This is a genomic window from Mycobacterium sp. E802 (assembly GCF_001666875.1).
Taxonomy (GTDB): Bacteria; Actinomycetota; Actinomycetes; order Mycobacteriales; family Mycobacteriaceae; genus Mycobacterium.
Genome location: NZ_LZJD01000142.1, coordinates 1 through 26,751 on the forward strand (window position 1 = coordinate 1; position 26,751 = coordinate 26,751).

Here is a 26,751-nt window from a genome sequence, read left to right on the forward strand (position 1 = left end):
CTTGTCGCCCAGCGCACCTCAGCGATCAACCGGGTGCTGTGGCATGTTCATGACCTGGATCCCGAGTGGGCCGCGGCCTTGGGTTCGCTGACCGCGCTCAAGCATCAGAAGGCGTTGATGGCCTGGTTGGCCGACCGAGTGGGCGTGGTCGCTGAAATCGCCCGTGCCGAGGTGGGCGACATCATCCGGCTCACCGGTGAGATCAACGCCTTGGCCAAGCGGTTGACCGCCAGCGCCCAGCAGCACGCTCCGACTCTTCTGCAGATCCCCGGGTGCGCGGAGCTGACCGCGGCCAAGATCCTCGGTGAGGTCGCCGGCATCGGCCGGTTCAAAAGCGAGGCCGCGTTCGGCTGCCACACCGGCGTCGCGCCCATCCCGGCCTGGTCAGGCGCCAGCGCCGGGCAGATGCGGCTAAGCCGGGCTGGTAACCGTCAACTCAACGCCGCCATCCATCGCATCGCGGTGACACAGATCCGGATGACCGGCAGCGCCGGGCAGATCTACTTCCAGAAACTGCGCGATGCCGGCAAAACCAAAGCCGCGGCCCGTCGCTGCGTCAAACGCCGCATCGCCCGCCGCGTCTACCAAGCCCTACGCCACGACGCAGGACTTCACAACGACCACCAAAACCCAGTCAAGCCGCCACAATCAGCGGCGGCTTGACATAGGAGCTATTGTTCGCGGAGGAAAGTCAGCCGTCGCCGGGGGAGGGGGCGCTGGAGATCTCCTCCAGACACCCCTCGGCGACGGCATGTTTGATGCTGTCGGTCAGCCGAGGGCAGGACCGAGCCCGGGCCGGATCGCCACCGGAGGCCCGGATCTCTTCGAATGTTGCGCAGCGCTGCACTGCTTCGGAATTCCACTGCACCGAGGTGTGTTCGGCGCTGAGCTTTTTCACCTGCACCGACACGTGACAGAACCGGCAGTCCACCGACACCAGGCCGGACGTCAGGTAGCGCTCGCGATCGCGGGCACTGGCCTCCCGCACGGCGGCGGCGCGGGCCGGGTCGGATGCGAAATCCGGTGCCTTGGACCACGTTCCAGAGGACGGCCCACCGCCGTGTAAGTGGTGCTCGTCGTCGTCGTGTCCGCCGTGCAGCAGCAGCATCGAGCGGGCCATCTGGTCCACATCGGGGGTCTCGACCCGCTCGTTGCGTGCTGCCATCAGCTCGACTGCTCCGCCGATTCCTTCTGCGCGGCTTGGATCTTGAGGTTCTCCTCGACCTCCACATGCCACTTCTCGTTGGCCGCGGTGGTGTCGATCTCCATCTCGAACCGGTCGGTCATATCAGATGTCACGTCCGCCACATCTACATAAAACTGCTGATACCAGCGGCGCATCTGGTAGACCGCGCCGTCCTCTTCGACCAGCAGCGGATTGTCGATGCGGGTCTTGTGCTTCCAGATCTCGACATCCTGGAGGAAGCCCTTGGAAACGCCGTCGGTGAACGCCACCGCGAGCTTCTCGGTGGTCTTGTCGTCGAGTCCCTTGGGCTTCTCGACGATCACGCCCCACTGCAGCACGAACGAATCCTGGGTGACCGGGTAGTGGCAGTTGATCAGGATCGACTCGGCCTTGAAGCCGCCGTAGTTGTTGTGCAGCCAGTTGATCATGAAGGACGGGCCGAAGTACGACGCCTCGGAGTCGAGGTGGGCCTCACCGTAGGTGGTGCCCATGTCGCTGATGTCGGGCCGGCCGACATTGTGCAGGTACTGCGAGGCGATGTGGCCCTCGAAGACGTTCTTGAAGTACGTCGGCAGGCCGTAGTGGATGTAGAAGAAGTGCGCCATGTCGGTGACGTTGTCGATGATCTCGCGGCAGTTGCTGCCTTCGATGAGCATCGTGTTCCACTTCCAGTCGGTCCACTCGCCGCTGGCCCACTCCGGGATCTCTGGGATCCGGACTTCTTCCTGGGGTGGGTTGCCTTCGTGGTCGTGCCAGACGAACAGCAGGCCGCCGCGCACGTCGGTGTGCCATGCCCGGGTGCGGGCCAGCCGCGGGGTGCGCTTGGCGTAGGGGACGAGCTTGCACTTGCCGTCGCCGCCCCAGCGCCAGTCGTGGAACGGGCAGGCCACCTCGTCGCCCTTGATCGTGCCTTGCGACAGGTCACCGCCCATGTGGCGGCAGTAACCGTCGAGGATCTTCAGATCGCCCTTGGAGTCGGCGAACACGACCAACTTGGTGCCGAATGCCTCGATGGAGTGCGGCTGACCGTCCTGGTAATCCTTGACCGGTCCCAAGCAGTGCCAACCCCGCGCGTAGCGGTCTGGCAGGGCGCCGGTGTCGATCTCTCTGATGCCGGCATGTTCGGTAGTCACGGTGGGCCTCCCGTATCTGTGCTCTCTAACTAGAACACGTTACAGTTTTTCGGTCCCTTCTGGCAATCACCAGGGCGTGACCTGCGGCATACCCTTAGTGAGCGTGGGCTACTCCCGCTCCGGAAGACCGTTGCGCAGAGCAATCTGTTGCATGCGGCCGACGGCGGCCACTGTCTGCGGAGACACCGGATCGTCGGGGTTGCTGTCGAACTCCAGGCGCACCACCGCGCGGCCCTGGGTGTACATCAGCAATGTGACCGCCTTCGAGTTGTCGGGCGCCATCCCCGAGATCACGGTGCCGCCCGAGCCGATCGGTACCGGCTGCGGCGGGCCCCGGTCACCATGGTGCTCACGGCCGCGGACGCCTGCTTGAGCGTGGCCGAGGCGGTCTCCGCATCCGGGTAGATCAGGACGGTGTCCGCGATGGCCCGGGTGTCATCGGCATTGACGAACAGGGCGCTGGCCCCGTCTTGACCGTCTGGGTTGTTCTTGGTGGACCGCGCGCTGAAGACTTCCGGCGGGATGCTCACGTCCTCGGCCTGCAGGAGCAGGTAGCTGTAGTCGGACGCCTGTGATTTCGGCGACTTGGTCGCTGTCGTGCTCGACGCCGGGGGTGGCGTGGCCACCCACGGGGAGGTCGGCGAATCGGCGGACGGGGTGCAGGCGCCGGCCGTGCCGACGACGGCTGCGGCGAAACCGATGGTGAGCAGTGATCTGAGGCGAGCGGTTGTCGTGGGCGGCATAGTTACTGTTCAAGGGTACCCGTCGCCGCGCCGACGCCGATTTCCTGCGGTATATCTGGACGATGCCGCTGTTTTCCTTCGAGGGCCGCGCGCCCGTGGTCGACCCCACCGCATTCGTGGCCCCGACGGCGACCTTGATCGGTGATGTGACGGTCGAGGCCGGTGCCTCGGTGTGGTTCAACGCCGTGCTGCGAGCCGATTTCGCGCCGATTGTGATCCGGCAGGGAGCCAACGTTCAGGACGGCTCGGTGCTCCATGCGCCACCGGGCATCCCGGTCGATATCGGACCCGGCGCCACCGTGGCCCACATGTGCGTGGTGCACGGCGTGCATGTCGGCGAGGAGGCGTTGATCGCCAACCACTGCACCGTGCTGGACGGCGCAGTGATCGGCCGGCGCAGCCTGATCGCCGCACATTCACTGGTGATCGGCGGCACCAAGATCCCCGACGAAGTGCTCGTCACCGGCGCGCCCGCGAAGATCCGCGGACCCATCGCCGGTACCGGTGCGCAGACGTGGGTGCAGACGAATCCAGCGGCGTACCGCGAGTTGGCACAGCGCTACCTGACGGGCCTCACCGAGCTCTAGCTTGGTTGCGGCCCGTCAGCTCAGTCCTGCCAGCCGGAGTGGATGTAGGTGTCGGCGAACCGCTTGAGCGAATCCTGTTTCTTCTCCAGCGGGGCATCGAAGCCCAGGCCTTCCAACATCCACGGAATGACGATGTTGTCGGTGATCCCGGCCGCGGCCAGCTCACGGTGCCCGTCGAGATCGAACTTGTCGATGCACACCGCTTGGAATTCGAACGGCTCGTCAGCCCGGCCGTATTCGGCCCGCAGCGTGTTGATCGCCGTGACCGTCTCGGCCAATTGGGCGCAGGTCATCATCGCGGACGTCCAGCCGTCACCGACGCGGGCCGCCCGTTTGAGCGCCACCGGCGTGTGCCCACCGACATAGAACGGCACCGGCGCCGACGGCGCCGGGCTCATCTGCAGGCGCTCGAAATCGTAGAAGTCGCCGTGGAACTCGACCATGCCGCCGCCGAGCACAAGCTTGAGGACCTCGATCATCTCGTCGACACGCGCGCCGCGCTTGGCGAACGGCACCCCGCACCACTCGAATTCCTCGGGAGCCCAACCGATCCCGACGCCGAAACCGAACCGGTTGTTCGTCAGGTTCGCCACCGAGCCGACCTGGCGGGCCAGCAGCAGCGGATTACGCGACCCAAGCTTCATCACGTTGGTGTAGAACCGCAACGTCGAGGTCACCGCCCCCATGGACGCCGCCGCGATCAGCGGGTCCACCCAGGGGGTTTCGGCAGTCCACATCCGCGAACCATCCGGGGTGTACGGATAGTCCGCGGCCTGCTTCTCCATGTAGAACAACGAGTCCGGCAGGGCGATCGAATCGAACCCGACTTCCTCGGCGGTGCGGGCCAATCCGGTCAGGTGCTCCAGCGGGCCCATGGCCACGCTGAGCGTGTACTTCATCTTCACCGGATCAGGCACCCGGCTTGGCCGAAGGCTTGTCGGGTTTGTCGGAAGAAACCACCCACATGGAGTAGTACTGTGCGCCACCGCCGTAGGCGTGGCCGAGTGCCTTGCGTGCACCCTCGACCTGGTGATCGCCACCCTTGCCCATCACCTGGATCGCCGATTCGGCGAAGCGGATCATGCCCGACGCGCCGATCGGATTCGAGCTCAACACGCCACCGGAGGGGTTGAACGGGATCTTGCCGCCGATGGCCGTCTCGCCGGCCTCGGTGAGCTTCCAGCCCTCGCCCTCGGCGGTGAAACCGAGGTTCTCCAGCCACATGGGCTCGTACCAGGAGAACGGCACATAGACCTCGGCCACGTCGATTTCGTCGATGGGGCTGGTGATCCCGGCGTCGCGCCACAACGCGGCGGCCGCGTCGCGACCGGCCTGCGGGTTGACCTGATCGCGGCCGGAGTAGGCCAGCGGTTCAGTGCGCAGCGCGGTGGCGTGGATCCAGGCGACGGGATGACCGTCGGCGATCCGAGCGTCGGCGGCGTCTTCGTTGCCGATCACCAGCGCGGCGGCACCGTCGGAGGACGGGCAGGTCTCATCGAAACGGATCGGATCCCACAGCATCTGCGAGGCCATCACCTTCTCCAGGGTGATGTCGGGCTGATGCAGGTGCGCCAGGGGGTTTTTGGCACCGTTGAGCCGGTCCTTGACCGCCACCATCGCGCCGATGTGCTCGGGAGCGCCGGAGCGGCGGATGTAGGCCCGCACGTGCGGGGCGAAATACCCACCGGCGCCCGCACCGACAGGCTTGGTGAACGGCACCGGAATGCTCAACGCCCACATGGCATTCGATTCCGACTGCTTCTCCCAGGCCATGGTCAGCACCCGGTTGTACTTACCCGATTTGACCAGGCTGGCGGCCACGATCGCGGTGGACCCGCCCACCGAGCCGGCGGTGTGCACGCGGATCAGCGGCTTGTTGGTGGCGCCGGTGGCGTCGGCCATGAACAGCTCGGGCATCATGACGCCCTCGAAGAAGTCGGGCGCTTTGCCGACCACCACGGCGTCGATGTCGTCCATGGTCGAGCCGGAGTCGGCCAGCGCCCGGTCGATGGCCTCACGGACCAGGCCGTTCATCGACACGTCCTGGCGTTTGGCGACGTACTTGGTCTGCCCGGTGCCCAGTACCGCAGCGAGTTGTGCCATGACTATTTACCCTCCAAGACCGCGACCAGATTCTGTTGCAGCGCAGCGCCACTGGTGGCGTGGGCCAGCACGCGCCCGGCCGAGCCGTTGAAGATGTGCTGTGCGGCGAAGCCGATACGTTCCAGGCCGGCCGAGAACATCGGATTCGCCGCCAGAGCGCCACCGGACGGATTCACCTTGGTGTTCGCGCCCAGACCGATCGCCTCGGTGAGGATCAGGTGCTGATGGGTGAACGGAGCGTAGATCTCGGCCACCTCGATCGAGCTGACGTCACCGCCGGCGGCGGCCTGGGCCGAGGCAGTCGTCGAGGTCGAGACGGTCAGATCGCGCGCGCCCAGCACCGGGGTTTCGATGCGATGCTCGAAACCGGTGATCCAGGCCGGGTTTTCGCGAAGCTCGCGGGCCCGGTCACCGGCAGCCAGCACGATGGCCGACGCGCCGTCGGTGATGGGGGCGATGTCGTGGCGACGCAGCGGGTCGGCGAAGAACGGACGGTCCAGCAGGTCCGAGACGGTTCCGGTGACTTCTTCCTTGTCGGTGCGGCCACCGGCGGCGTAGGAATCCAGTGCCACCTGGGCCATCTGCTCGGCCGTCCACTTGCCGGCGTCCAGCCCGAACCGGGCCTGAAGTCCGGCCATCGAGACGGCATCCGGCCACAACGGCGCGACGGTGTACGGGTCGGTCTGCAAGGCGAGCACGCGGCGCAGCACACCCGCCGAGGACTTGCCGAAACCGTAGACCAGCGCGGTGTCCACCTCGCCGGTGAGGATCTTGATGTAGGCCTCGTACAGCGCCCACGCTGCGTCCATCTCGACATGGGACTCGTTGATCGGCGGCACGGCGCCGATCGAGTCGATCGCGGAGATGAACGAGAAGGCCCGGCCGGCAAGGTAATCGGATGAGCCCGAGCACCAGAAACCGATGTCGGTCTGCTGCAGGCCGAGCTCCTCGTAGAGGCTGGCAAAACACGGCATCAGCATCTCGACGCCGTTGGTGGTGCCATCCGTGCGGCGCACATGCGGAGCATGCGCGAAACCGACGACGGCTACGTCACGAAATGTCATGAGTTCCCTTTACAGGTGGTGCTTGTAGCTGTCGTAGTCGGCGTCGGGCTCACCCGTCGGCCGGAAGTGCGAGATGTTGTCGATGCCGAGGCCCCACTCCTCCTGGGGCTTCCACACCGCCTCCACCCGCATGCCCATCCGCACCTCGGACGCGTCGATGTCGGTGACCAGGTGCAGGAACGGAATGTCGGCGCCGTCGAGCAGCACATACGCCGCGACATAGGGCGGCTTGATCCGCTGACCGGCGAACGGGATGTTGATGATCGCGAAGGTGGTGACGGTGCCCTTGTCGACCAACTCGACGAACTGGTCGAGCTCCTTGCCGGTGGCCGGATCGGCCTCCTTGGGCGGGAAGTACACCTTGCCCGAATCGCCGGAGCGGGCGCCCAGCAGCTTGCCCTCACGCAACCCGCGCAGGTACGTGCTCTCGGGCCGGGAGGCGGTGTGCTGGATCTCGATGGCCGACGGCACCACGAGCATGGTCACCGGATCGCGGTCATCCGAGCTTTCCGGTACGTCTTCGGGGGTGTCACCGAGGGAGAAGTACGCGATGTCGGTGATCGCGCCGACCGGCTCGTCGACCCAGTGCGCATGCACGCGGGCACCGGTGGCCAGCTCGCCTTCTGCTGCGTCGACCGCATGCAGCAACGGCGTATCAGCGCCGTCGAGCTTGATCAACGCCCAGGCGAACGGCCGGTCGAGCGGCTGGCCTTCCAGGGGCTCGGGCTGCCACGTCCACGACAGCACGGTGCCGACGCTGGCTACCGGGACGACCTCGGTCAATGCCTCGTAGGTGACCGGGTCATACTCAGCAGGTGGCACGTGCACGCGTCCGTCCGACCCGCGCACGCCGACGATCCGGCGCTCACGCAGGGCAGTGAAGAACTGACTGAGCAGAGGCCCAACTGAACGGGTGTAGTCAAACGACAGTTTCAGTGGCGCGGAAAGTGGCGGCTCACGGTGATCTGTCGAGGCCGGGCGGCTTTGGCTGGCTGTCACACATCGAGTAGAACAGGTTCTAAGAATCGTCGCAAGGACGTGTGGGAAGGTCATCTAAATGAAGCTCGGTTTGCAACTCGGTTACTGGGGCGCTCAGCCGCCGACCAACCACGCCGAACTCGTCGCCGCGGCCGAGGAAGCGGACTTCGACACCGTCTTCACCGCGGAGGCCTGGGGATCGGATGCCTACACCCCGCTGGCCTGGTGGGGACGCGAGACCACCCGCATGCGGTTGGGCACCTCGGTCATCCAGATGTCGGCCCGCACGCCGACGGCCTGCGCGATGGCCGCCTTGACGTTGGATCACCTCTCCGGCGGCCGCCACATCCTCGGTCTCGGCGTCTCGGGCCCGCAGGTGGTGGAGGGCTGGTACGGCGCGAAATTCCCCAAGCCGCTGGCACGCACCCGCGAGTACATCGACATCCTGCGCCAGGTCTGGGCGCGCGAGGCGCCGGTGCGCAGCGACGGCCCGCACTACCCGCTGCCGCTGACCGGTGAGGGCACCACCGGGTTGGGCAAGAACCTCAAGCCAATCACCCACCCGCTGCGCGCGGACATCCCGGTGATGCTGGGCGCCGAAGGTCCCAAGAACGTTGCGCTGGCCGCCGAGATCGCCGACGGCTGGCTGCCGATCTTCTACTCGCCGCGCATCGCCGGGATGTACAACGAATGGCTGGACGAGGGGTTCGCCCGGCCCGGCGCCCGGCGCACCCGGGAGACCTTCGAGATCTGCGCGACCGCGCAGGTCGTGGTCACCGACGACCGGCCCGCGATCATGGAGCTGATGAAGCCGCACCTGGCGCTGTACATGGGCGGAATGGGTTCGGAGGACACCAATTTCCACGCCGAGGTCTATCGCCGCATGGGTTACGCCGAGGTCGTGGACGACGTCACCAAGCTGTTCCGCAGTGACCGCAAGGATGAAGCGGCCAAGATCATCCCGGACGAGCTGGTCGACGACTCCGCGATCGTGGGCAACCTCGATTACGTCAAGGAGCAGATCAAGGCGTGGGAGGCCTCCGGCGTCACGATGATGGTGGTCGGCGCCCGCTCCGTCGAGCAGATCAAGGACCTGGCCGCGTTGGTATAGGCCACGCCAACGCTTCCTGGCGACCGGTCTAGCCGAAATCCAGCCGGACGATCGTCGGCTGTGCCGACCTCAACAACGGAAGCTGTTGCGCCGCCTGCAAAACTCCGTTGAAGATGCGCCCCCGACCGCGGGGGAGCGGCAGGTTCTGCACTGCCCGGACGCCGGGCACGGTGTCGACCAGGCCCGCTGCCTCGGACGGGGACATGTTGAAGGGCATGGGCGGCATCCGGTATTGCCGCGAGGTGCGTATCCCCTTGCGCGCCCACGCGGCAAGCCAAGCCGGCGGCAGGTCGAACATCATCTGACCGCCGGCGAATCGTTTCGCGCATGCACGAATCAGCCCCATCGCTTCTTCGGGCTCCAGATACATCAGGAGCCCCTCGGCCGTGACGAACACGCCGTCGCCTGGGTCCACCTCGTCCATCCAGCTGAAGTCCAGTGCCGACTGTGCGCAGACGGCCACGCGGTCCGAAGGCGGCAGGAGTTTGCGGCGTAGCTCGATCATCGGCGGTAAATCGACTGTCAGCCAGCGGAAATCATGTCCGACACCGGCCGTGTCGAGCCGATGGAAGCTGGTCTGGAACCCCTCTGCCAACGCCACCACCGTGGCTTTCGGATGGTCGCGTAGGTAGGCGCTCGTGGTCATGTCGAAGAGCAAGGCGCGCAGCGCCACGTCTTGGCGCCGAGGCGACCCGAACTTGGCGAAATCGCAATCGATCGAGTCGAACAACTGCACCGCCACGGGATCATCGATGATGCGGTCAGGACGCCTTGCCTCGTGCGCGCGCATCTGCAGCGTCAACAGGGCCGTCTCGGCGACGTCGCTCAGATCAACCGTGGCACGGGGAGCCGGTGACGAGTTCTCGATCACCGACCCGAACTTACCTCACCGGGCCGACCTCACACTCGGTCGCATTGGCCTCGGTCTGACGAGTAGACACTTCCTTGCAAGCTGTCTACTCGAGGTTCTAGATTTATGGCGTGAGTCACAGCGCTCCCGCCTCCGGGCCCTCGCAACACACTGTTGCCGGCACGGTGCTGACCATGCCGGTGCAGATCCGCACCGCCGAGCAACACATGGCGATGTTCTCGGTGGACGCCGCGGCCGCGCAGCGGATGATCGACTACAGCGGGCTGCAGGTCTACCGGTACCGGCCGCACCGCGCGATCGCCGTGCTGATGCTGATGCGCTACATCGACGGCGACCTGGGGCCGTACCTGGAGTACGGCACCAATGTGATGGTCAACCGGCCCGGCTCGCGCGAAACCGGCTTGCGCGGCTTCGGTTCGGCCGGCGCCTTCGTGCACCATCTGCCCGTCGACGGTGAGTTCACCCTGCAGGCCGGCCGGCAGATCTGGGGTTATCCAAAGGTCTTGGCGGACTTCGCCCTTCGTGAGGGCAAGCCGTTCGGCTTCGAGGTGAGCATCGACGGCCGGCTCGCGGTCGGTATGGAGTTCAAGCCCGGCCTGCCGGTGCCGTCGGCGTTCACCGCCAAACCGCAGGTGCAGTCCACCTACTCACATCTCGACGGGGTGTTGCGCGAAACCGAGGGGACGATGCGGCTTTCCGGTGTGCGCTACCGCCCGGGTGGGGTGCGAATCCGGCTGGGGGATCACCCCTACGCCGAGGAACTCGCCGCGCTGGGCCTGCCCAAGCGGGCGTTGCTGTCCGGCTCGGCCCGCAATGTGCAGATGACTTTCGCTGACGCCAAGGAGATTCCGTGACCCAGGTTCTGCTCAAGCCCGATGTCGATCTGACCAACGGCACGTTCTATGCCGACGGCGGCGCCCGCGAGGCCTACCGCTGGATGCGGGCGAATGAGCCGGTGTTCCGCGACCGCAACGGCCTGGCCGCGGCCACGACGTACGCCGCGGTGATCGATGCCGAACGTAACCCCGAGCTGTTCTCCAGCACCGGCGGGATCCGCCCGGACCAGCCGGGCATGCCGTACATGATCGACATGGACGATCCGGCACATGTGTTGCGGCGCAAGCTCGTCAACTCCGGATTCACCCGCAAACGCGTCATGGACAAGGTGCCGTCGATCACGAGCCTGTGCGACACCCTGATCGACGCGGTGTGTGAGAAGGGGGAGTGCGACTTCGTCCGCGACATCGCCGCGCCCCTGCCGATGGCGGTGATCGGCGACATGCTCGGAGTGCTGCCCACCGAACGGGACCTGTTGCTGCGGTGGTCCGATGAGCTGGTGTGCGGGCTGTCGTCGCACCTGGACGAGACGGCGATCACCAAGATCATGGAAACCTTCGCCGCCTATACCGCCTTCACCATGGAGGTGATCGCCAAACGGCGCGCAGAGCCCAACGACGATCTGTTCTCGATCCTGGTCAACGCCGAGGTCGAGGGGCAACGGATGTCCGACGACGAAATCGTCATGGAGACACTGCTGATCCTCATCGGCGGTGACGAGACCACCCGCCACACCCTCTCCGGCGGCACCGAGCAACTGCTGCGCCATCGTGACCAGTGGGAGACCTTGGTGGCGAACCGCGACGCGCTCCCCGGGGCGATCGAGGAGATGCTGCGCTGGACCTCACCGGTCAAGAACATGTGCCGCACCCTCACTGCTGACACCACATTCCACGGCACCGAGCTCAAAGCCGGCGAGAAGATCATGCTGATGTTCGAATCGGCCAACTTTGACGAGACGGTCTTTGAGAATCCCGACGAGTTCCGAATCGGCCGGAATCCGAACAGCCACATGGCCTTCGGGTTCGGGACGCACTTCTGCCTGGGCAATCAGCTGGCCCGGCTGGAACTGCGGCTGATGATCGAGCGGCTACTCACCCGTCTGCCCGACCTGCGTCTGGCCGACGACGCGCCTTTGCCGTTGCGGCCGGCCAACTTCGTCAGCGGTCCGGAATCGATGCCGGTCGTGTTCACCCCGACCGCTCCGGTGGGAGCCTGACCGGCAGGTCCTGTGAATCCCTGTGTCCTACTTAAGTATCGGCTGTGCAAGCTGGTTCACAGGTTCCGCCTAGCTTGTCTAATTAGATAGTCTTTCGAAATCGGGGATGACGCGACGATCGAAGGGCGCACGCTATGGCACGACATTTACCTGGGCGAACACTGCTGGGCGGGATGCTGGTGAGCGGAGCACTGCTGGCCGGTGCGGTGGGTATGGCGACCCAGGCGAACGCCGAACCGCTTCCCGGTGCGGCGCCGGCCGCACTTCACGTCGGCGGACCGGCCCCGCTGTTCCCACCACCGCCTCCACCGCCACGGCCGTGGGGTCCGCCGCCGCCTCCGCCACCGTTCTGGGGTCCGCCTCCACCGCCGCCCCCACCGCCGTTCTTCAGACCGCCGCCGCCTCCGCGATTCTGGGGACCGCCACCCCCGCCGCCCGGACCGTGGCGGCCGCCGCCGCCGGGACACTAGCGCTGACGCCATAAAAACTGAGGCCCTGCTCGAAACATCGAGCAGGGCCTCAGTTTTGGAGTAGGGGGGTGGTACCGATGACAACGCTGAAGATTGCGGCTCGATGCTGACCGGAATCTTCAGCGCAACGTCGTCGGGCGCTACTTCATCTGGAAGTTCGGGGCCCGCTTCTCCTTGAACGCCAGCGGGCCTTCCTTGGCGTCCTGCGACAGGAACACCGGGATGCCGTTGGCGGTGTCAGGCTTGAATGCCTCGTTCTCGTGCATGCCCTCGGTTTCACGGATGGTCTTGAGGATCGCCTGCACGGCCAGCGGGCCGTTGTTGTTGATCACCTCGGCGATCTCCAAGGCCTTGTCCAGCGCGGTGCCGTCCGGGACGACGTGACCGATCAGGCCGTACTCGAGCGCCTGTGCCGCGGTGATGTGCCGGCCGGTCAGCAGCATGTCGCACGCGATGGTGTAGGGAATCTGCCGCACCAGACGCACTGCCGAGCCGCCCATCGGGTACAGGCTCCACTTGGCCTCGGAGATGCCGAATTTGGCGCTCTCCCCGGCGACGCGGATGTCGGTGCCCTGCAGGATCTCGGTGCCACCGGCGATGGCAGGACCCTCGACCGCGGCGATCAGCGGTTTGGTGAGCCGGCGGCCCTTGAGCAGACCCTCGATCTTCGACGGGTCGTAGCTGCCGTCCTTGAAGGAATCGCCCGGCGGCTTCTTCGTCGCGCCCTTGAGGTCCATGCCCGCGCAGAAGTAGCCGCCGGCGCCGGTCAGGATGCAGGTGCGGATCTCCGGATCGTTGTCGACGCGGTCCCAGGCTTCCACCATGATCGAGAGCATCTCGGTGGAAAGTGCGTTGCGCGCCTCCGGCCGGTTCAGCGTCAAGATCAAAGTGTGTCCGCGCTGCTCAATGAGGGCGTCGGGCCCTTTATCAGGCTCAGTCACTGGTGTCTGCCTCTCTACATTTTCGACCCAGACTTGTATCGAAATGTAACACGTTCTAGTTTAGGTTCTGTGGCTCTGAATATTGCTGATCTTGCCGAGCACGCCATCGACGCTGTGCCGGACCGTGTCGCGCTGATTTCCGGTGACGAGCAGCTGACCTACGGGCAGTTGGAAGAGAAGGCCAACCGCCTGGCCCACTACCTGATCGATCAGGGCGTCAAGAAGGACGACAAGGTCGGCCTGTACTGCCGCAACCGCATCGAGATCGTGATCGGGATGCTCGGCATCGTCAAAGCCGGCGCGATTCTGGTCAACGTCAACTTCCGCTACGTCGAAGGCGAACTGAAGTACCTGTTCGACAACTCCGACATGGTCGCGCTGATCCACGAGCGTCGCTACGCCGACCGGGTGGCCAACGTGCTTCCGGAAACGCCGAACGTCAAGACGGTGCTCGTCGTCGAGGACGGCTCGGACGACGACTTCCAGCGCTACGGCGGCGTGGCCTTCGAGGATGCGCTGGCCCAGGGCTCGCCGGAACGGGACTTCGGCCCGCGCAGCGAGGACGACATCTACCTGCTCTACACCGGCGGCACCACCGGATTCCCCAAGGGCGTCATGTGGCGTCACGAGGACATCTACCGAGTGTTGTTCGGCGGCACCGACTTTGCCACCGGTGAGCCGGTGGCCGATGAGTACGACCTGGCCAAGGCGGCCGCGGCGAATCCGCCGATGATCCGCTACCCGATTCCGCCGATGATCCACGGCGCCACGCAGTCGGCCACCTGGATGGCGCTGTTCTCCGGCGGAACCGTCCTGCTGACCCCGGAATTCGACGCCGACGAGGTCTGGCAGGCCATCCACGACTACAAGGTCAACCTGCTGTTCTTCACCGGCGACGCGATGGCGCGTCCGCTGCTGGACTCGCTGTTGGCCGCGCAGGCTGCCGGCAAAGAACATGACTTGTCGTCTCTCTTCCTGCTCGCCAGCACCGCGGCGCTGTTCTCCACGAGCCTCAAGGAGAAATTCCTTGAGCTGCTGCCCAATCGCGTCATCACCGACTCGATCGGCTCCTCGGAGACCGGCTTCGGTGGCACCAGCATCGTGGCCAAGGGGCAGTCGCACACTGGCGGTCCGCGCGTCACCATCGACAAGAACACCAAGGTGCTCGACGAGGACGGCAACGAGGTCAAGCCCGGTTCCGGGGTGCGCGGCATCCTGGCCAAGTGCGGGCACATCCCGGTCGGCTACTTCAAGGACGAGAAGAAAACTGCCGAAACCTTCAAGACCTTCAACGGTGTTCGCTACGCCATCCCCGGCGACTACGCCGAGGTCGAGGCCGACGGCAGCGTGACCATGCTGGGTCGCGGCTCGGTGTCGATCAACTCCGGCGGCGAGAAGATCTATCCCGAAGAGGTCGAGGCCGCACTCAAGGGGCACCCCGACGTGTTCGACGCGTTGGTGGTCGGTGTTCCCGACGAGCGTTTCGGCCAACACGTCGCGGCCGTCGTGCAGCCCCGGGAAGGGGCTCGGCCGACGCTGGCCGAACTCGACGCCTTCGTGCGCAGTGAAATCGCCGGGTACAAGGTGCCACGCAGCTTGTGGCTGGTCGACGAGGTCAAGCGCTCACCTGCGGGCAAGCCCGACTACCGCTGGGCCAAGGATCAGACCGAAGAGCGTGCCGCCGACGAGGTGCATGCCAACCATGTGGGAGCCAAGAGCTGATGCGTACAGAGCTGTGTGAACGGTTCGGGATCGAATACCCGATCTTCGTGTTCACCCCGTCGGAGAAGGTGGCCGCCGCGGTCAGCAAGGCGGGCGGTCTGGGTGTGCTTGGTTGCGTGCGGTTCAACGACGCCGACGACCTCGAAGAAGTCCTGCAGTGGATGGATGTCAACACCGACGGCAAGCCCTACGGTGTCGACGTGGTGATGCCGGCCAAGATCCCCACCGAGGGCACGGCCGTGGACATCAACAAGCTGATCCCGCAGAGCCACCGCGACTTCGTCGCGAAAACCCTTGCCGATCTTGGTGTTCCGCCGCTGTCCGCGGATGAGGAGCGCAACGAGGGCGTGTTGGGCTGGCTGCACTCGGTGGCCCGCAGCCACGTCGAGGTCGCGCTCAAGCACCCGATCAAGCTGATCGCCAACGCGTTGGGCTCCCCGCCGGTCGACGTGATCGAGCAGGCCCACGCCGCGGGAGTCCCGGTGGCCGCACTGGCCGGTAGCGCCAAACACGCACTGCGCCATGTGGAGAACGGCGTCGACATCGTCGTGGCCCAGGGGCATGAGGCCGGTGGGCACACCGGTGAGATCGGCTCGATGGTGCTGTGGCCGGAAATCGTTGACGCCCTTGATGGTAAGGCTCCGGTGCTGGCCGCCGGCGGTATCGGCACGGGCAAGCAGGTCGCCGCGGCCCTGGCGCTCGGAGCTTCGGGCGTGTGGATGGGTTCGGCGTTCCTGACCTCGGCCGAGTACGACCTTGGACACCGGCTGCCCGGCGGCACCTCAACGATCCAGGAGGCCCTGCTCAAGGCCACCACCGCCGACACTGTGCGTCGAAAGATCTACACCGGCAAGCCGGCCCGGCTGCTCAAGACCAAGTGGACCGACGCCTGGGATGCCCCGGACGCGCCGGAGCCGCTGCCGATGCCGCTGCAGAACATCCTGGTCAGCGAGGCCCATCAGCGGATGAACGAGTCGGACAACCCCGACACCGTGTCGATGCCCGTCGGTCAGATCGTGGGCCGGATGAACGAGATCCGCCCCGTCGCCGACATCATCGGCGAGCTGGTGAGCGGTTTCGAGGCGGCCACCAAGCGCCTGGACGGTATCGCCAGAGCCTGACCCTCCGCGAAAAGACATAAACCCGTACCTTTTTCCGCGAAAAGGTACGGGTTTGTGTCTGTTCGGCAGAGGAAATTAGCGGCCGGGCAGCTTCTGCACCGCCTGGATCATCGGCGTCAGCGCCTTCTGCCACAGCGTCTGCGAGATCCCCAGCGGCGGATCGAGATTGATCACCCGGGCGGTGGACACGGTCTGCGACTCGGTGTATTTGAGGATGCCGTCGGCACCGTGGCGGCGTCCGACCCCGGAGGCCTTCATGCCGCCCATCGGCGCCGCGGTGCTGCCGAACGCCAGGGCGTAGCCCTCGTCCACGTTCACCGTGCCCGAGTTGATCTTCGCGGCAATCGCCTCACCCTCGGCCTTCGACCCGGCCCAGACGCTGGCGTTGAGACCGTACTCGGTGTCGTTGGCCTTCTCGATGGCCTCGGCCACCGAATCGACCGGGTAAATCGACACCAGCGGACCGAAGGTCTCGTTGCGGGCGCATTCCATCTCGTCGGTGACGCCGGTCAGCACGGTCGGCTCATAGAACAGCGGGCCGATGTCCGGGCGGGCGTTGCCGCCGGCGACCACCGTGGCGCCCTTGACCTTTGCGTCGTCGACATGGCCGGACACGGTCTTGACCTGGTCCTCGGAGATCAGGCTGCCCATGTCGGCGGTGAAGTCGTAGCCACCGGCCAGCTTCATGTTGCGGACCCGCTCACCGAACTTGGCGGTGAACTCATCGGCCACCTCGCGCTCGACGTAGATCCGCTCGATCGAGATGCACAGCTGACCGGCGTTGGAGAAGCAGGCCCGGGTAGCGGCCTTGGCCACCACATCGAGGTTGGCGCCCTTGGTGACGATCATCGGGTTCTTGCCGCCGAGTTCGGCGGAGAACCCGATCAGCCGGCGGCCGCACTGCTCGGCCAGCGTCCGCCCGGTCGCGGTGGACCCGGTGAACATCAGGTAGTCGCAGTTCTCGACGATGGCGGTGCCGACCACCGAACCCGGTCCGGGCACCACCGCGAACAGATCGCGCGGCAGGCCGGCCTGATACAGCAGTTCGGCGTTGGCCAGCGTGCAGTACGGCGTCTGGCTGTCGGGCTTGACCACCACGGCATTGCCGGCGAGCAGGGCCGGGATGGAATCCGAGATCGACAGCGCCATCGGGTAATTCCACGGCGAGATGACGCCGATGACGCCCTTGGGGTGGTGGTTGACCACGGTCTTGACCAGGCCCGGCAGCAGGCCCTGCACCCGTTTGGGGGACAGCAGCTTGGTCGCCCGCCGGGCGTAGTAGCGCGAGTTCAAGATCATGTCGACGATCTCTTCCTGCGCGGCCGAGCGGGCTTTGCCGGTTTCGGCCTGCGCCACATCCATCAGGAAGTCGCGATTCTTGGCCACCAGTTCGCCGAAGCGCTCGATGACGGCAGCACGCTCGGAGACGGGTCGTTTGGCCCACTGGGCTTGCGCGGTGCGGGCCTTGGCGAAGGCTGCGGTCACGTCGTCGGCGGTGCCGACCGGGATGGTGGTCAGCTCCCGCCCGGTGAACACCTCGTCGATGGTTTTGGTCGCGCGCGCACCTACTTCAGCGTCGTCGATCGCGACGAGTGCGCGCAGACGAGCGAAATCCGCAGCGGACGGAGCAGGCATCGGAATTCTCCCTACTGGCAAGTAACCAACAATCAAGGCCAACCTACTCGGTACCGACGGTCCGACAAAGGCCCAGGTTGTCCGATTCGTTCACGACTGGGCCTGGTTCGTCGCTCTAACCTGCCGGTATGACTGTGAACCTGAACGCGGTGGTCATCGAGATCGTCACCAAAGACCTGCACCGATCCCTGGATTTCTACCGGCTGCTCGGCTTGGAGGCCCCTCAACCGGACGGGCCGCACGTCGAGGTGGCGTTGCCGGGCGGAAACCGGCTGGCCTTCGACACCGAGGAGGTGATTGCCGGAATGCTTCCCGGGTGGACGCCCCCGACCGGGCCCGGCCGGGTCGCGCTGGCGTTCGGGCTCGACGCGCCCGCCGACGTCGACGAACTCTATGAGCGGCTCACCGGAGCCGGCCACACGGGAACACTCACGCCGTTCGACGCCCCCTGGGGGCAGCGCTACGCGACCGTCGAAGATCCCGACGGCACCTCGGTGGACTTGTTCGCCGCGTTGGACAAGTGACGTAACGGCACCCCGGCGAGGGCACGAGCTTCGCGGTGCAGGTGCGGCTGGTCGGCATAGCCCGCCTGGGCCGCGACTGCGCTGGTACTCATCCCGGCGTCGATCATCCGCACCGCGCGCCGAAACCGGAGAATGCGGCGCAGCGTGGCCGGACCATACCCGTAGATCGCCGTGCACTGGCGTTGCAGCGTCCGGTCCGACCAGCCGATGTGGCGTGCCGTCGCACTGACCGATTCGCCTGCCGCCAGCCGGCGTGTGACGGATCGCAGCATCGGCAGCGACCATGGGGCGGTCTCGGCCCCAGGTGTGCGAGAGGCCAGTGCGAGCGCGAGCTCTTCGAGTGAGCGGTCGTGGAGGATCGGGGTCAGCTCGCTCAGCTCAACCCTGGTGTTGCGCAGTTCGGATGCCGGGACACCCAGCAACCGCGGCAGCGCACCGGGACGAAACCGTAACCCCCGCACCGTGTCCGGGCTGGCATCGGTGAGGAATGCCGTCGTGTCGGGCCCGGCTACGACGATCGTGCCGCCCATCTCGATCAAATCCATGCAGCCGTCGGGCAGCACGCGGCCGGGCGCGGCCGGGCCCGTGCGCGTCCATCGGCACTCGACGAGTTCGCGTAGCCGGGGCGGCGGATCCTGTTCGCGGTAGCCCACGTCCCCGACGCTACCCGTGCGGATCATGGGGTTGAATCAGGGAATGACCGGGCGGCCACGCGATGCTTCGATCGACGAGCGGGTGCTCGCGGTCACGCGTGAGCTGCTGGTCGAGGTCGGCTGGGACGATCTCAGCCTTCGGTTGGTCGCGGCCCGCTCCGGCGTGGGCCGCTCCAGCCTGAACCGCCGATGGGCCTCCAAGGCCGAACTGGTGCTGCACGCGATCCTCGGCGAAACACCGGACATGTCACCGTTTTCCGGCACCGACCTGGCCGGGTGGATCGACTGGGTGGTGCGCGGCAGCCACGAGCTGTTCAGCCGAGCCGACGTCAGTGCGGCCGTGCCCGGACTGCTGTTGGCCCTGCGTGAGAACGGGGCGTTGCGAAAGGCCCTGTGGGAGAGCTTCAGTGGGCCGGCGATCGAGTTGTTCGTCGCCCGGGGGTACGGGTCGGCGTCGGATGCGAAGGCTGTGCTGTCCATGGCGGCCGGGGCCGCGATGCTCACGACCACCGTGGCGATCGACGACGATTCAGCTCAGCTGCGGCACGGGGTGGTACGGCTGCTGCGCCAGGCGCTCGCCGGGTCACCGTCCGAATGAGGCCAGCATCGCCGCCTGCGGCGACCGCCAGGCCTCGATATCGAGATCGACGAGCGTGCTTTTGTCGTCGGTCGGGGTGGCGGCCGTCAACAACATCGCAGCCTCGTAGCTGATCCCGTCACCGAGCGGCAGCACTCCACCGGTCAGATCGGAAAGCCAGCCGATGCCGCGAAATAGCGGTCCCGGCAGGGGAATCCGGCGGATCCTGCGTCCGGCGCCCTGTTCCAGCACGTCGATCATCTCGTTGAACGACACCATCACGCCGCCGCAGACATATCGCTTGGGGCCGCGGCCCGGGACCATGAGTCGCTCGTGCACCAGCGCGACGTCACGCACGTCGATCATCTGCATACCGCCGGTCATCCGGGGCGCCAGGCCGGCCTTGGCGATCGGTGCCCAGCCCCGCTCGGTGACACCAGCGGCGGTGTGGAATGCCGGGCCCACGACGCTCGACGGGTAGGTCACCACCACCGGTGCGCCGGCCTCCTGCAACCGCCGGGCCACCCGATCGGCGTAGGCCTTGGTCTTGGCATACGGGCTGCGACCCGGTGCGGGCGGGGTGTCGGCGGAGATCACCCCGTTGGGCGGCGGGAACAGCGAGCTGTAGCTGCTGACCGAGACGATCGGGTCGAGCCCGGCCTCGACGGCACGGTTCAGCACCGCCTCGGTGGCGTGCGCGTTGATCTCCCACATCAGTTGCTCGCGGCGCTGATCGGTGCCGACGATGCCTGCGGCATGAATGAGGGCCTCACACCCCGACAGCAGGCTGCCGACGGTCTCGCTGTCGCGGATGTCGCCTTCCAGCACGGTCATCTCGCCGAGCGCGGCGAGATGACCGATCACCTCCTCGCCTCCGCAGCCCGGTGCGACCAGGAGGCGGATGCGATGGCCCGCCTCGAGCAAGCGTCGAACGGTGTGAGCTCCGAGATAGCCGGTGCCGCCGGTCACTGCGATGTGCATACTGCGCCTCCCATGTTTCGATGCCAATGGTATCGAAATGGTGATGCGAGGTCGCGGTGGAGGTGCTTAGGCCGCGAATTGCGGTCAGCATAGGTCAGCATCGAGCAGCAACTCGCGGCATAGAGCGCAACGCGGCAGACACCGATCAGCGGGTGATCGGCCAGACCGGGTCGGCGCAGTCGGTGCCCTCGGCCGACAACTGGCGCTTGATCACCTTGAACGTCTCGGTCCGCGGCAACGCGGTGCCGATGCGCACATACGACGGCCACTGCTTGGGGCCGAGGTCGGACTGCTCATGCAGGAAGGCGCGGAACTTGTCGAGGTCGAAGACGGCGTCGGCGGTCAGCACCAGGGCAGCCATCACCTGATCGCCGACATTCGGGTCCGGGATCGGGAAGACCGCGGCCTCGACCACATCGGGGTGGCGCAACAGGATTCGCTCGATCGGGGCGGTGCCCAGGTTCTCCCCGTCGACGCGCATCCAGTCACCCAGGCGCCCGGCGAAGTGGGCATAGCCGTCCTCGTCGAGGTAGGCCAGATCGCCGGTGTGGTAGACACCGCCGGCCATCCGGTCCGCCTCGGCGTCGGGATCGTTGTAATAGCCGCGGAACCAGCCGGCACCGGTTGGGTTCACCAGCTCGCCGACCACGCCCGGCGGACACGGCTTTCCGGTGTCGGGGTCGACGATGGCCACCTGGTCGGTGAGCGGGCCCAGCGCACCTTCGGGGGTGTCGGGCGTGCGGGCGATTGCGACACCGCCCTCGGTGGAACCGAATCCGTCCACCACCCTGACCCCGAACCGCTCGGCGAACCGGTTCAGATCCCGCGGGGCGCCCTCGTTGCCGTAGAGGATCCTCAGCGGGTTGTCGGCGTCGTCGGGCGAAGGTTCGGTGGCCAGGATGTAGGACAGCGGTTTGCCGACGTAGTTGGCGTAGGTGGCGCCGTAGCGGCGGACGTCGGCCATGAAGCCGGATGCAGAGAATTTGCGCCGCAAGGCAATCGAGGCGCCCGCGGCGGTGGCGACGGCCCAACCCGCCATGATCGCGTTGGAATGGAACAACGGCATCGACAGGTAGACGGTGTCGGCCGGGCCCAGGCCGAAACGCTCAGCCAGCATCCGGCCCGGGAACGCCACCTTGTCATGCGTGACCCGAACGGCCTTGGGATCACCGCTGGTGCCCGAGGTGAAGATCAGCATGAACAGGTCGTCGGCCGACAGATCGGCGAAGGACACCGGAGTATCGCGGTACGACGCGAGTTCGGTTGCCCAGTCCTCGGATTCGACGTCGATGTAGTCCACGCCCGGCGGGACGGTCACCGACGAATCGGCCAGCACCAGCTGGCAGTCGGCATGGGCGATGTCGCGGGCCAGCGCCTCGCCACGCCGGGTCTGATTGAGCCCAACCGGTACCAGCCCGTCCAGGCCGGCGGCCACCAGCAGGCTGGAGAAGAACGTGGTGTTGCCCAGTAGTGCCCCGACATGCGGGGGCTTTGTGGGGTCCAACCGTGCCCGTAACGCCGCTGCGAGCTGTGCGCCCGAGGCGATGTGGTCAGCCCAGCTGACGAACGAATCCGCTTGGTAGATACCGCGATCGGTGACCCCGGCCAGCGGGGCCAGCAGCTGGGTGACGGTTGGACCCCCCATCCCTAGACCGGAGTGTCGGCGAGTTCGCGGCCGATACGCAGCAGCTGCCCGGTGGCCCCGCCGACCCCGAACTCGGTCTGCTTGGCGGCCAGGAAGTACCGGTGCACCGGATGGTCCATGTCGATGCCGACACCACCGTGTACGTGCACGGCGGTGTGCGCGACGCGGTGGCCGGCCTCGGCGGCCCAGAACGCCGCACTGGCGACGTCGATGTCGGCGGGCAGGTCTTCGGACAACCGCCAGGCGGCCTGGGTCAGCGTCAGGCGCAGGCCCTTGACGTCGATGTAGCCGTCGGCCAGCCGCGACGACACGGCCTGGAAGCTGCCGATCGGCCGGTCGAACTGTTCCCGCTCGCGGGCGTACTCGGACGTCAGTTCCAATGCGCGCTCCAGGACCCCGAGCTGAAAAGCGCTGCGGCCCAGCGCGGCATGCGTGGTCAGCCAAGCCAACACTTCCGCTCCACCGATCCGCAGGCCGGCGTCGACGTCGGTGAACTCCAGGTGCGCGACACTGCCCTTACCGGTGGTGCTCAGCGCACTGACGGTCAGCCCGGCTGCATCGGCGGGAACCAGGAACACGGCGGTGTCGCCCTCGGTTTCGGCCGGCACCAGGAAAGCGTCGGCCACCGGCCCGTAGTAGACCTGGGTCCGGGTGCCGGTGAGTGAGCCGTCGGCCCGGGCCTGCACGGGTCCCTGGCCCATCTCGCCGTCGAGCGCGACCGCGAGGATCTTCTCGCCGGCCACGGCGGGCTGCGCCCACGCCTCACGCAGCTCCTCGGATCCGAACTCGGCCAGCGCTCCGGCGCCCAGAACCACTGAATCCAGGTACGGCACGGCGGCCAGTTGGCGGCCGAGGGCGGTCAGCACGGCGGCCTGCTCGAGCACGCCGTAGCCACCGCCGCCCACGGATTCGGGGGCCGCGGCCGAGAGCACGTCGGCCTCGCGCAGCTTGGCCCACAGATCGACGTCGAAACGTTGCTCCAGGCCGTCGAGTTCACGCTGGTGCTCGGGGGTGCACACCGATTCAGTGATCGTCCGCACCAGGCCACCGAGGTCGTCGGCGGCTTCTGTTGTCTTGAAATCCATGATGTCCCTTACCGATTGACCCTGGGCAGGCCCAAGGCGACCATGCCGATGATGTCCCGCTGAATCTCGTTGGTGCCGCCGCCGAAGGTCAGGATCAGCGCCGAACGGTGGAACCGCTCGATCCGGCCGCGCAGCAACGCGCCCTTGCTGTCCGGACGCAGTGTCGCCGCGGTACCCAACACCTCCATCAGCAGACGGTAGGCCTCGGTGGCCAGCTCGGTGCCGTACACCTTGGCTGCCGATGCATCGGCCGGAGAGGGCGCGCCGTCGGCAGAGGCCAGCTCCCAGTTGATCAGCTTTAGCACCTCGGCCTTGGCGTGCACCCGGGCCAGGTTGAGTTGCACCCATTCGGAATCGATGTACCGCTTGCCGTGCACGTCCTTGGTGTTCTGCGCCCACTCGCGGACCCCGTCCAGCGCGACGTAGATCGGCTGTGCAGAAACCAGGGCCACCCGCTCGTGGTTGAGCTGGTTGGTCACCAGCTTCCAGCCCGCGTTCTCCTCGCCGACCAGGTTGGTGACGGGGATGCGCACGTCCTGGTAGTAGGTGGCGCTGGTGTCCACCCCCGACATGGTGTGCACCGGAGTCCAGGAGAAGCCCTCGGCGGTCGTGGGCATGATCAGCATGGAGATGCCGCGATGCTTCTTGGCCTCGGGGTTCGTGCGCACCGCCAGCCAGACGTAGTCGGCGTAGGCGATGAGGGAGGTCCACATCTTCTGGCCGTTGACCACGTAGTCATCACCGTCGCGCACCGCCGTCGTGCGCAGCGCGGCCAGGTCGGTACCCGCACCCGGCTCGGAGTATCCGATCGAGAAGTGCAGCTCACCCGCGGCGATCTTCGGCAGGAAGAACTTCTTCTGCTCCTCGGTACCGAAGTGCATGATCGTCGGCGCGACACTGTTGATCGTCAGGAACGGCACCGGGGCGCCGGCGATGGCAGCCTCGTCGGTGAAGATCAGGCCGTCCATCGGCGGGCGGGCCTGGCCGCCGAATTCTTTGGGCCAACTCAGCGTCAGCCAGCCGTCTTTACCCATCTGGGCGACGGTCTCGCGGTAGATGTTGCCGCGCCCCATCTCACCTTCGGAGGAGCTGAGGGCCTCGACCCGCTCGGGCGTCATGAGCTTGGCGAAGTAGGCGCGCAACTCGCGGCGCAACTCCTCCTGCTCGGGGGTGTAACCGATCCGCATTCCGCTGCATCCTCACTGCTCGATAGACCTGAGTTCTCACCTGGTTGTAACACGTTCTAGTCTGATGATCCAGGCCGGTCTCGGACCGGTTTCCGTCAGGTGGGGTCGTATTCTGTGGCTGCGCGCACGCAGCCCCGTGTACGCACACGTCGTGAGGAGGTCGCCATGCGAGTTGAAGTTGACCGTGATCGCTGTGAAGGCAATGCGGTGTGCGTGGGTATTGCCCCTGATCTGTTCGATCTTGACGATGACGACTACGCCGTGGTCAAGTCCGATCCGGTGCCTGCCGATCAGGAGGGCCTGGCCGAGCAGTCCATTGCCGAGTGTCCCCGGGCCGCCCTGATCCGGAAAGACTAGAGGTATTCATAAATTGCGAGGAGCAGCATGACCGACGAGGCTCAGATCGATCTTTCCGGCAAGGTCGCCGTGGTCACCGGCGCGGCCGCCGGCCTGGGGCGCGCCGAGGCCATCGGCCTGGCCAAGGCCGGGGCGACCGTGGTGGTCAACGACATGGCGGCGGCGCTGGAGGGCTCCGACGTCCTCGACGAGATCGCGGCCGCCGGCTCCAAGGGTGTCGCGGTGGCCGGAGACATCAGTGCCCGCTCGACCGCCGATGAGCTGGTCGCGACCGCTGACGGACTGGGCGGCCTGGGCATCGTCGTCAACAATGCCGGCATCACCCGCGATCGCATCCTGTTCAACATGAGCGACGAGGAGTGGGATGCCGTCATCGCGGTGCACCTGCGCGGGCACTTCCTACTGACCCGCAATGCCGCGGCCTACTGGCGCAACAAGGCCAAGGCCGGTGATGGCACGGTGTACGGCCGGATCATCAACACGTCGTCCGAGGCTGGTCTCTCGGGTCCGGTCGGCCAGCCCAACTACGGCGCCGCCAAGGCCGGTATCACCGCACTGACGGTGTCGGCGGCCCGGGCGCTGGAGCGCTTCGGTGTCCGCGCCAACGCGATCGCCCCGCGCGCCCGTACGGCGATGACCGCCGGCGTGTTCGGCGACGCGCCCGAGATGACCGACGGTCAGGTTGATCCGCTGTCCACCGACCACGTCGTCACACTCGTGCGATTCCTGGCGTCGCCGGCCTCAGAAGCGGTCAACGGTCAGCTGTTCATCGTCTATGGTCCAACTGTCACGTTGGTCGCGCCGCCCACAGCAGAGAAGCACTTCACCGCAGACTCCTCTGCGTGGAACCCGGCAGACCTCAGCGGGACACTGCACGAGTACTTTGCTGATCGTGATCCGGAGCGTGGATTCTCGGCCACTGAGCTGATGGGTTCGCGAGACTGACAGTCTCGTTGCCCCACGCTCGACGGCGGTAGAACATGTTCCAGAACTGTATCGGCTCGGCATGGCCTGAACTGGGAAAATGTTGCGTTGACCTGAGAATTTGAATTCTTTGACAGTGCGAACGTGTTCTAGTTAATATGATCCGGCTCACTAAGAGCACCGTAAGATCAAGGGGTGGGAAAGCGGCCGCGAAATATGGCCGTCCATCTTTCGCTAACGCGATCTCGGCGAAGTTCGCCGCCCCTTGTAGCGCGACCCAGTTTGGAAACGAGAACGGAGCCCAGGTTGATCGAACAGCTTGCGGTTCCGGCCCGGGCCGTGGGCGGCTTCGTCGAGATGTCCTTGGACACCTTCGCCAAGATGTTCCGCCGGCCGTTCCAGCTCAAGGAGTTCCTTGACCAAACCTGGATGATCGCCCGAGTCTCGCTGGTTCCCACGCTGTTGGTGGCCATCCCGTTCACCGTGCTGGTGGCGTTCACGCTCAATATCCTCCTGCGCGAGATCGGCGCGGCGGACCTGTCGGGTGCGGGCACCGCGTTCGGCACCGTCACCCAGCTCGGTCCCGTGGTAACCGTGCTGGTGGTGGCCGGTGCCGGTGCCACCGCGATCTGCGCGGACCTGGGTGCGCGCACGATCCGCGAGGAGATCGACGCGATGCGCGTGCTGGGCATCGACCCGATCCAGCGCCTGGTGGTGCCGCGCGTGTTGGCCTCGATGTTCGTGGCGTTGCTGCTCAACGGCCTGGTGTGTGCCATCGGTATCGCCGGCGGATACGCCTTCTCAGTGTTCCTGCAGGGGGTCAACCCCGGCGCCTTCATCAACGGCCTGACCGTGCTGACCGGCCTTGGTGAGTTGGTGCTCGCCGAGATCAAGGCACTGCTGTTCGGCGTGGTCGCCGGCCTGGTCGGGTGCTACCGCGGGCTGACCGTCAAAGGAGGCCCGAAGGGTGTCGGGAACGCAGTGAACGAAACGGTCGTCTACGCCTTTATCTGCTTGTTCGTCATCAACGTGATCATGACGGCCATCGGTGTTCGGGTGCTCGTTCGATGATGAGCGCTTGCGCGAAGAAGAGACAA

At 66.2% G+C, this 26,751-nt stretch carries 29 protein-coding genes; 13 read left to right on the forward strand and 16 right to left on the reverse strand.

The genetic code is table 11. The features are described 5' to 3' along the window. Nucleotides 1-663, forward strand: a 663-nt coding sequence (locus A5699_RS20300; protein WP_157561191.1) for a transposase, incomplete at its 5' end; no start/stop codon positions are given. A gap of 28 nt (nt 664-691) precedes the next feature. Here the strand turns inward: A5699_RS20300 and A5699_RS20305 are convergent. The 4 genes from A5699_RS20305 to A5699_RS20315 form a co-directional block, all read right to left on the reverse strand. Further along, nucleotides 692-1,165, reverse strand: a complete 474-nt coding sequence (locus tag A5699_RS20305) for a hypothetical protein (RefSeq protein ID WP_067772952.1) — start codon at nt 1,163-1,165, stop codon at nt 692-694. Continuing rightward, a complete protein-coding gene (locus A5699_RS20310) occupies nt 1,165-2,319 on the reverse strand; it encodes a Rieske 2Fe-2S domain-containing protein (protein WP_067772954.1) in 1,155 nt (384 codons plus the stop codon). Before A5699_RS20310 ends, A5699_RS20305 begins: the two co-directional genes overlap by 1 nt. Nucleotides 2,320-2,427: 108 nt before the next feature. After that, nucleotides 2,428-2,601: a hypothetical protein gene (locus A5699_RS30000; RefSeq protein ID WP_231965779.1), complete on the reverse strand. Its 174-nt coding sequence runs from the start codon at nt 2,599-2,601 to the stop codon at nt 2,428-2,430. Between the two features lie 8 nt (nt 2,602-2,609). Next, nucleotides 2,610-3,062, reverse strand: coding sequence for a hypothetical protein (locus A5699_RS20315; RefSeq protein ID WP_231965780.1), 453 nt, complete (start codon nt 3,060-3,062; stop codon nt 2,610-2,612). Between the two features lie 62 nt (nt 3,063-3,124). Between A5699_RS20315 and A5699_RS20320 the strand changes: the two genes are divergently transcribed. After that, on the forward strand, nt 3,125-3,649 hold the full coding sequence (locus tag A5699_RS20320; protein WP_067772957.1) for a gamma carbonic anhydrase family protein: 525 nt from the start codon (nt 3,125-3,127) through the stop codon (nt 3,647-3,649). Between the two features lie 20 nt (nt 3,650-3,669). On the opposite strand, the gene A5699_RS20325 is transcribed toward A5699_RS20320, so the two are convergent. From A5699_RS20325 to A5699_RS20340, 4 genes are read right to left on the reverse strand one after another with little or no spacing between them, the layout of a single operon-like run. Continuing rightward, the gene (locus tag A5699_RS20325) at nt 3,670-4,548 is read right to left on the reverse strand and encodes a TIGR03619 family F420-dependent LLM class oxidoreductase (RefSeq protein ID WP_067773130.1); all 879 of its coding nucleotides are present in this window, start codon (nt 4,546-4,548) and stop codon (nt 3,670-3,672) included. Nucleotides 4,549-4,558: 10 nt separating this feature from the next. After that, nucleotides 4,559-5,752, reverse strand: coding sequence for a thiolase domain-containing protein (locus tag A5699_RS20330; RefSeq protein WP_067772960.1), 1,194 nt, complete (start codon nt 5,750-5,752; stop codon nt 4,559-4,561). Between the two features lie 2 nt (nt 5,753-5,754). Then, nucleotides 5,755-6,816, reverse strand: a complete 1,062-nt coding sequence (locus A5699_RS20335) for a thiolase domain-containing protein (protein ID WP_067772962.1) — start codon at nt 6,814-6,816, stop codon at nt 5,755-5,757. Nucleotides 6,817-6,825: 9 nt separating this feature from the next. Beyond that, nucleotides 6,826-7,815, reverse strand: a complete 990-nt coding sequence (locus A5699_RS20340; RefSeq protein ID WP_067772963.1) for a Zn-ribbon domain-containing OB-fold protein — start codon at nt 7,813-7,815, stop codon at nt 6,826-6,828. Between the two features lie 58 nt (nt 7,816-7,873). Here A5699_RS20340 and A5699_RS20345 point away from each other — a divergent pair, with 58 nt between their 5' ends. Beyond that, nucleotides 7,874-8,905, forward strand: a complete 1,032-nt coding sequence (locus A5699_RS20345; RefSeq protein ID WP_067772964.1) for an LLM class F420-dependent oxidoreductase — start codon at nt 7,874-7,876, stop codon at nt 8,903-8,905. 28 nt (nt 8,906-8,933) lie between these two features. On the opposite strand, the gene A5699_RS20350 is transcribed toward A5699_RS20345, so the two are convergent. Beyond that, nucleotides 8,934-9,695 (reverse strand): class I SAM-dependent methyltransferase, encoded by a 762-nt coding sequence (locus tag A5699_RS20350; protein ID WP_082957805.1) that lies wholly within the window; start codon nt 9,693-9,695, stop codon nt 8,934-8,936. Nucleotides 9,696-9,949: 254 nt separating this feature from the next. Here A5699_RS20350 and A5699_RS20355 point away from each other — a divergent pair, with 254 nt between their 5' ends. From A5699_RS20355 to A5699_RS28710, 3 genes are all read left to right on the forward strand, one after another. Continuing rightward, nucleotides 9,950-10,630, forward strand: a complete 681-nt coding sequence (locus tag A5699_RS20355; protein WP_067773137.1) for an acetoacetate decarboxylase family protein — start codon at nt 9,950-9,952, stop codon at nt 10,628-10,630. Further along, on the forward strand, nt 10,627-11,832 hold the full coding sequence (locus tag A5699_RS20360) for a cytochrome P450 (protein WP_067772967.1): 1,206 nt from the start codon (nt 10,627-10,629) through the stop codon (nt 11,830-11,832). Before A5699_RS20355 ends, A5699_RS20360 begins: the two co-directional genes overlap by 4 nt. Before the next feature lie 173 nt (nt 11,833-12,005). After that, entirely contained in the window at nt 12,006-12,302 is a 297-nt protein-coding gene (locus tag A5699_RS28710) for a hypothetical protein (RefSeq protein WP_231965781.1), read from the forward strand. 140 nt (nt 12,303-12,442) lie between these two features. On the opposite strand, the gene A5699_RS20365 is transcribed toward A5699_RS28710, so the two are convergent. Then, a complete protein-coding gene (locus A5699_RS20365; protein WP_067772970.1) occupies nt 12,443-13,243 on the reverse strand; it encodes a crotonase/enoyl-CoA hydratase family protein in 801 nt (266 codons plus the stop codon). 33 nt (nt 13,244-13,276) lie between these two features. Here A5699_RS20365 and A5699_RS20370 point away from each other — a divergent pair, with 33 nt between their 5' ends. Next, nucleotides 13,277-14,965 (forward strand): acyl-CoA synthetase, encoded by a 1,689-nt coding sequence (locus A5699_RS20370; RefSeq protein ID WP_197508346.1) that lies wholly within the window; start codon nt 13,277-13,279, stop codon nt 14,963-14,965. Further along, complete coding sequence (locus A5699_RS20375; protein ID WP_067772976.1) at nt 14,965-16,086, forward strand: nitronate monooxygenase family protein; 1,122 nt, start codon at nt 14,965-14,967, stop codon at nt 16,084-16,086. The genes A5699_RS20370 and A5699_RS20375 overlap by 1 nt, the downstream gene beginning before the upstream one ends. A gap of 75 nt (nt 16,087-16,161) precedes the next feature. Here A5699_RS20375 and A5699_RS20380 read toward each other — a convergent pair whose 3' ends face one another. Further along, complete coding sequence (locus A5699_RS20380) at nt 16,162-17,721, reverse strand: succinic semialdehyde dehydrogenase (RefSeq protein WP_067772979.1); 1,560 nt, start codon at nt 17,719-17,721, stop codon at nt 16,162-16,164. Nucleotides 17,722-17,849: 128 nt separating this feature from the next. On the opposite strand from A5699_RS20380, the gene A5699_RS20385 reads away from it, so the two are divergent. After that, nucleotides 17,850-18,245, forward strand: coding sequence for a VOC family protein (locus A5699_RS20385; RefSeq protein ID WP_067772982.1), 396 nt, complete (start codon nt 17,850-17,852; stop codon nt 18,243-18,245). Here the strand turns inward: A5699_RS20385 and A5699_RS20390 are convergent. Further along, the gene (locus A5699_RS20390) at nt 18,182-18,898 is read right to left on the reverse strand and encodes a helix-turn-helix domain-containing protein (protein ID WP_067773140.1); all 717 of its coding nucleotides are present in this window, start codon (nt 18,896-18,898) and stop codon (nt 18,182-18,184) included. The two genes, A5699_RS20385 and A5699_RS20390, sit on opposite strands and share 64 nt — an antisense overlap. Nucleotides 18,899-18,941: 43 nt before the next feature. Here A5699_RS20390 and A5699_RS20395 point away from each other — a divergent pair, with 43 nt between their 5' ends. After that, the gene (locus A5699_RS20395; protein WP_082957803.1) at nt 18,942-19,496 is read left to right on the forward strand and encodes a TetR/AcrR family transcriptional regulator; all 555 of its coding nucleotides are present in this window, start codon (nt 18,942-18,944) and stop codon (nt 19,494-19,496) included. On the opposite strand, the gene A5699_RS20400 is transcribed toward A5699_RS20395, so the two are convergent. The 4 genes from A5699_RS20400 to A5699_RS20415 all read right to left on the reverse strand — a co-directional run bounded on the left by A5699_RS20400 (nt 19,482) and on the right by A5699_RS20415 (nt 24,373). Continuing rightward, nucleotides 19,482-20,456, reverse strand: coding sequence for an NAD-dependent epimerase/dehydratase family protein (locus A5699_RS20400; protein WP_067772988.1), 975 nt, complete (start codon nt 20,454-20,456; stop codon nt 19,482-19,484). The two genes, A5699_RS20395 and A5699_RS20400, sit on opposite strands and share 15 nt — an antisense overlap. Nucleotides 20,457-20,601: 145 nt before the next feature. After that, the gene (gene fadD17, locus A5699_RS20405; RefSeq protein ID WP_067772991.1) at nt 20,602-22,101 is read right to left on the reverse strand and encodes a long-chain-fatty-acid--CoA ligase FadD17; all 1,500 of its coding nucleotides are present in this window, start codon (nt 22,099-22,101) and stop codon (nt 20,602-20,604) included. Between the two features lie 2 nt (nt 22,102-22,103). Further along, nucleotides 22,104-23,186 carry an acyl-CoA dehydrogenase family protein gene (locus A5699_RS20410; RefSeq protein WP_067772994.1) on the reverse strand — a complete coding sequence of 361 codons (1,083 nt, stop codon included), beginning with the start codon at nt 23,184-23,186 and terminating at the stop codon, nt 22,104-22,106. An 8-nt stretch (nt 23,187-23,194) separates the two neighbouring features. Next, nucleotides 23,195-24,373: an acyl-CoA dehydrogenase family protein gene (locus tag A5699_RS20415; RefSeq protein ID WP_067772997.1), complete on the reverse strand. Its 1,179-nt coding sequence runs from the start codon at nt 24,371-24,373 to the stop codon at nt 23,195-23,197. A 165-nt stretch (nt 24,374-24,538) separates the two neighbouring features. Here A5699_RS20415 and A5699_RS20420 point away from each other — a divergent pair, with 165 nt between their 5' ends. The 3 genes from A5699_RS20420 to A5699_RS20430 all read left to right on the forward strand — a co-directional run bounded on the left by A5699_RS20420 (nt 24,539) and on the right by A5699_RS20430 (nt 26,725). After that, nucleotides 24,539-24,730, forward strand: coding sequence for a ferredoxin (locus A5699_RS20420; protein WP_067773000.1), 192 nt, complete (start codon nt 24,539-24,541; stop codon nt 24,728-24,730). A 27-nt stretch (nt 24,731-24,757) separates the two neighbouring features. Beyond that, entirely contained in the window at nt 24,758-25,675 is a 918-nt protein-coding gene (locus A5699_RS20425; RefSeq protein WP_067773004.1) for a 3-oxoacyl-ACP reductase, read from the forward strand. Nucleotides 25,676-25,960: 285 nt separating this feature from the next. After that, nucleotides 25,961-26,725, forward strand: a complete 765-nt coding sequence (locus tag A5699_RS20430) for an ABC transporter permease (protein WP_067773006.1) — start codon at nt 25,961-25,963, stop codon at nt 26,723-26,725. The last annotated feature ends 26 nt before the right edge of the window (nt 26,726-26,751 follow it).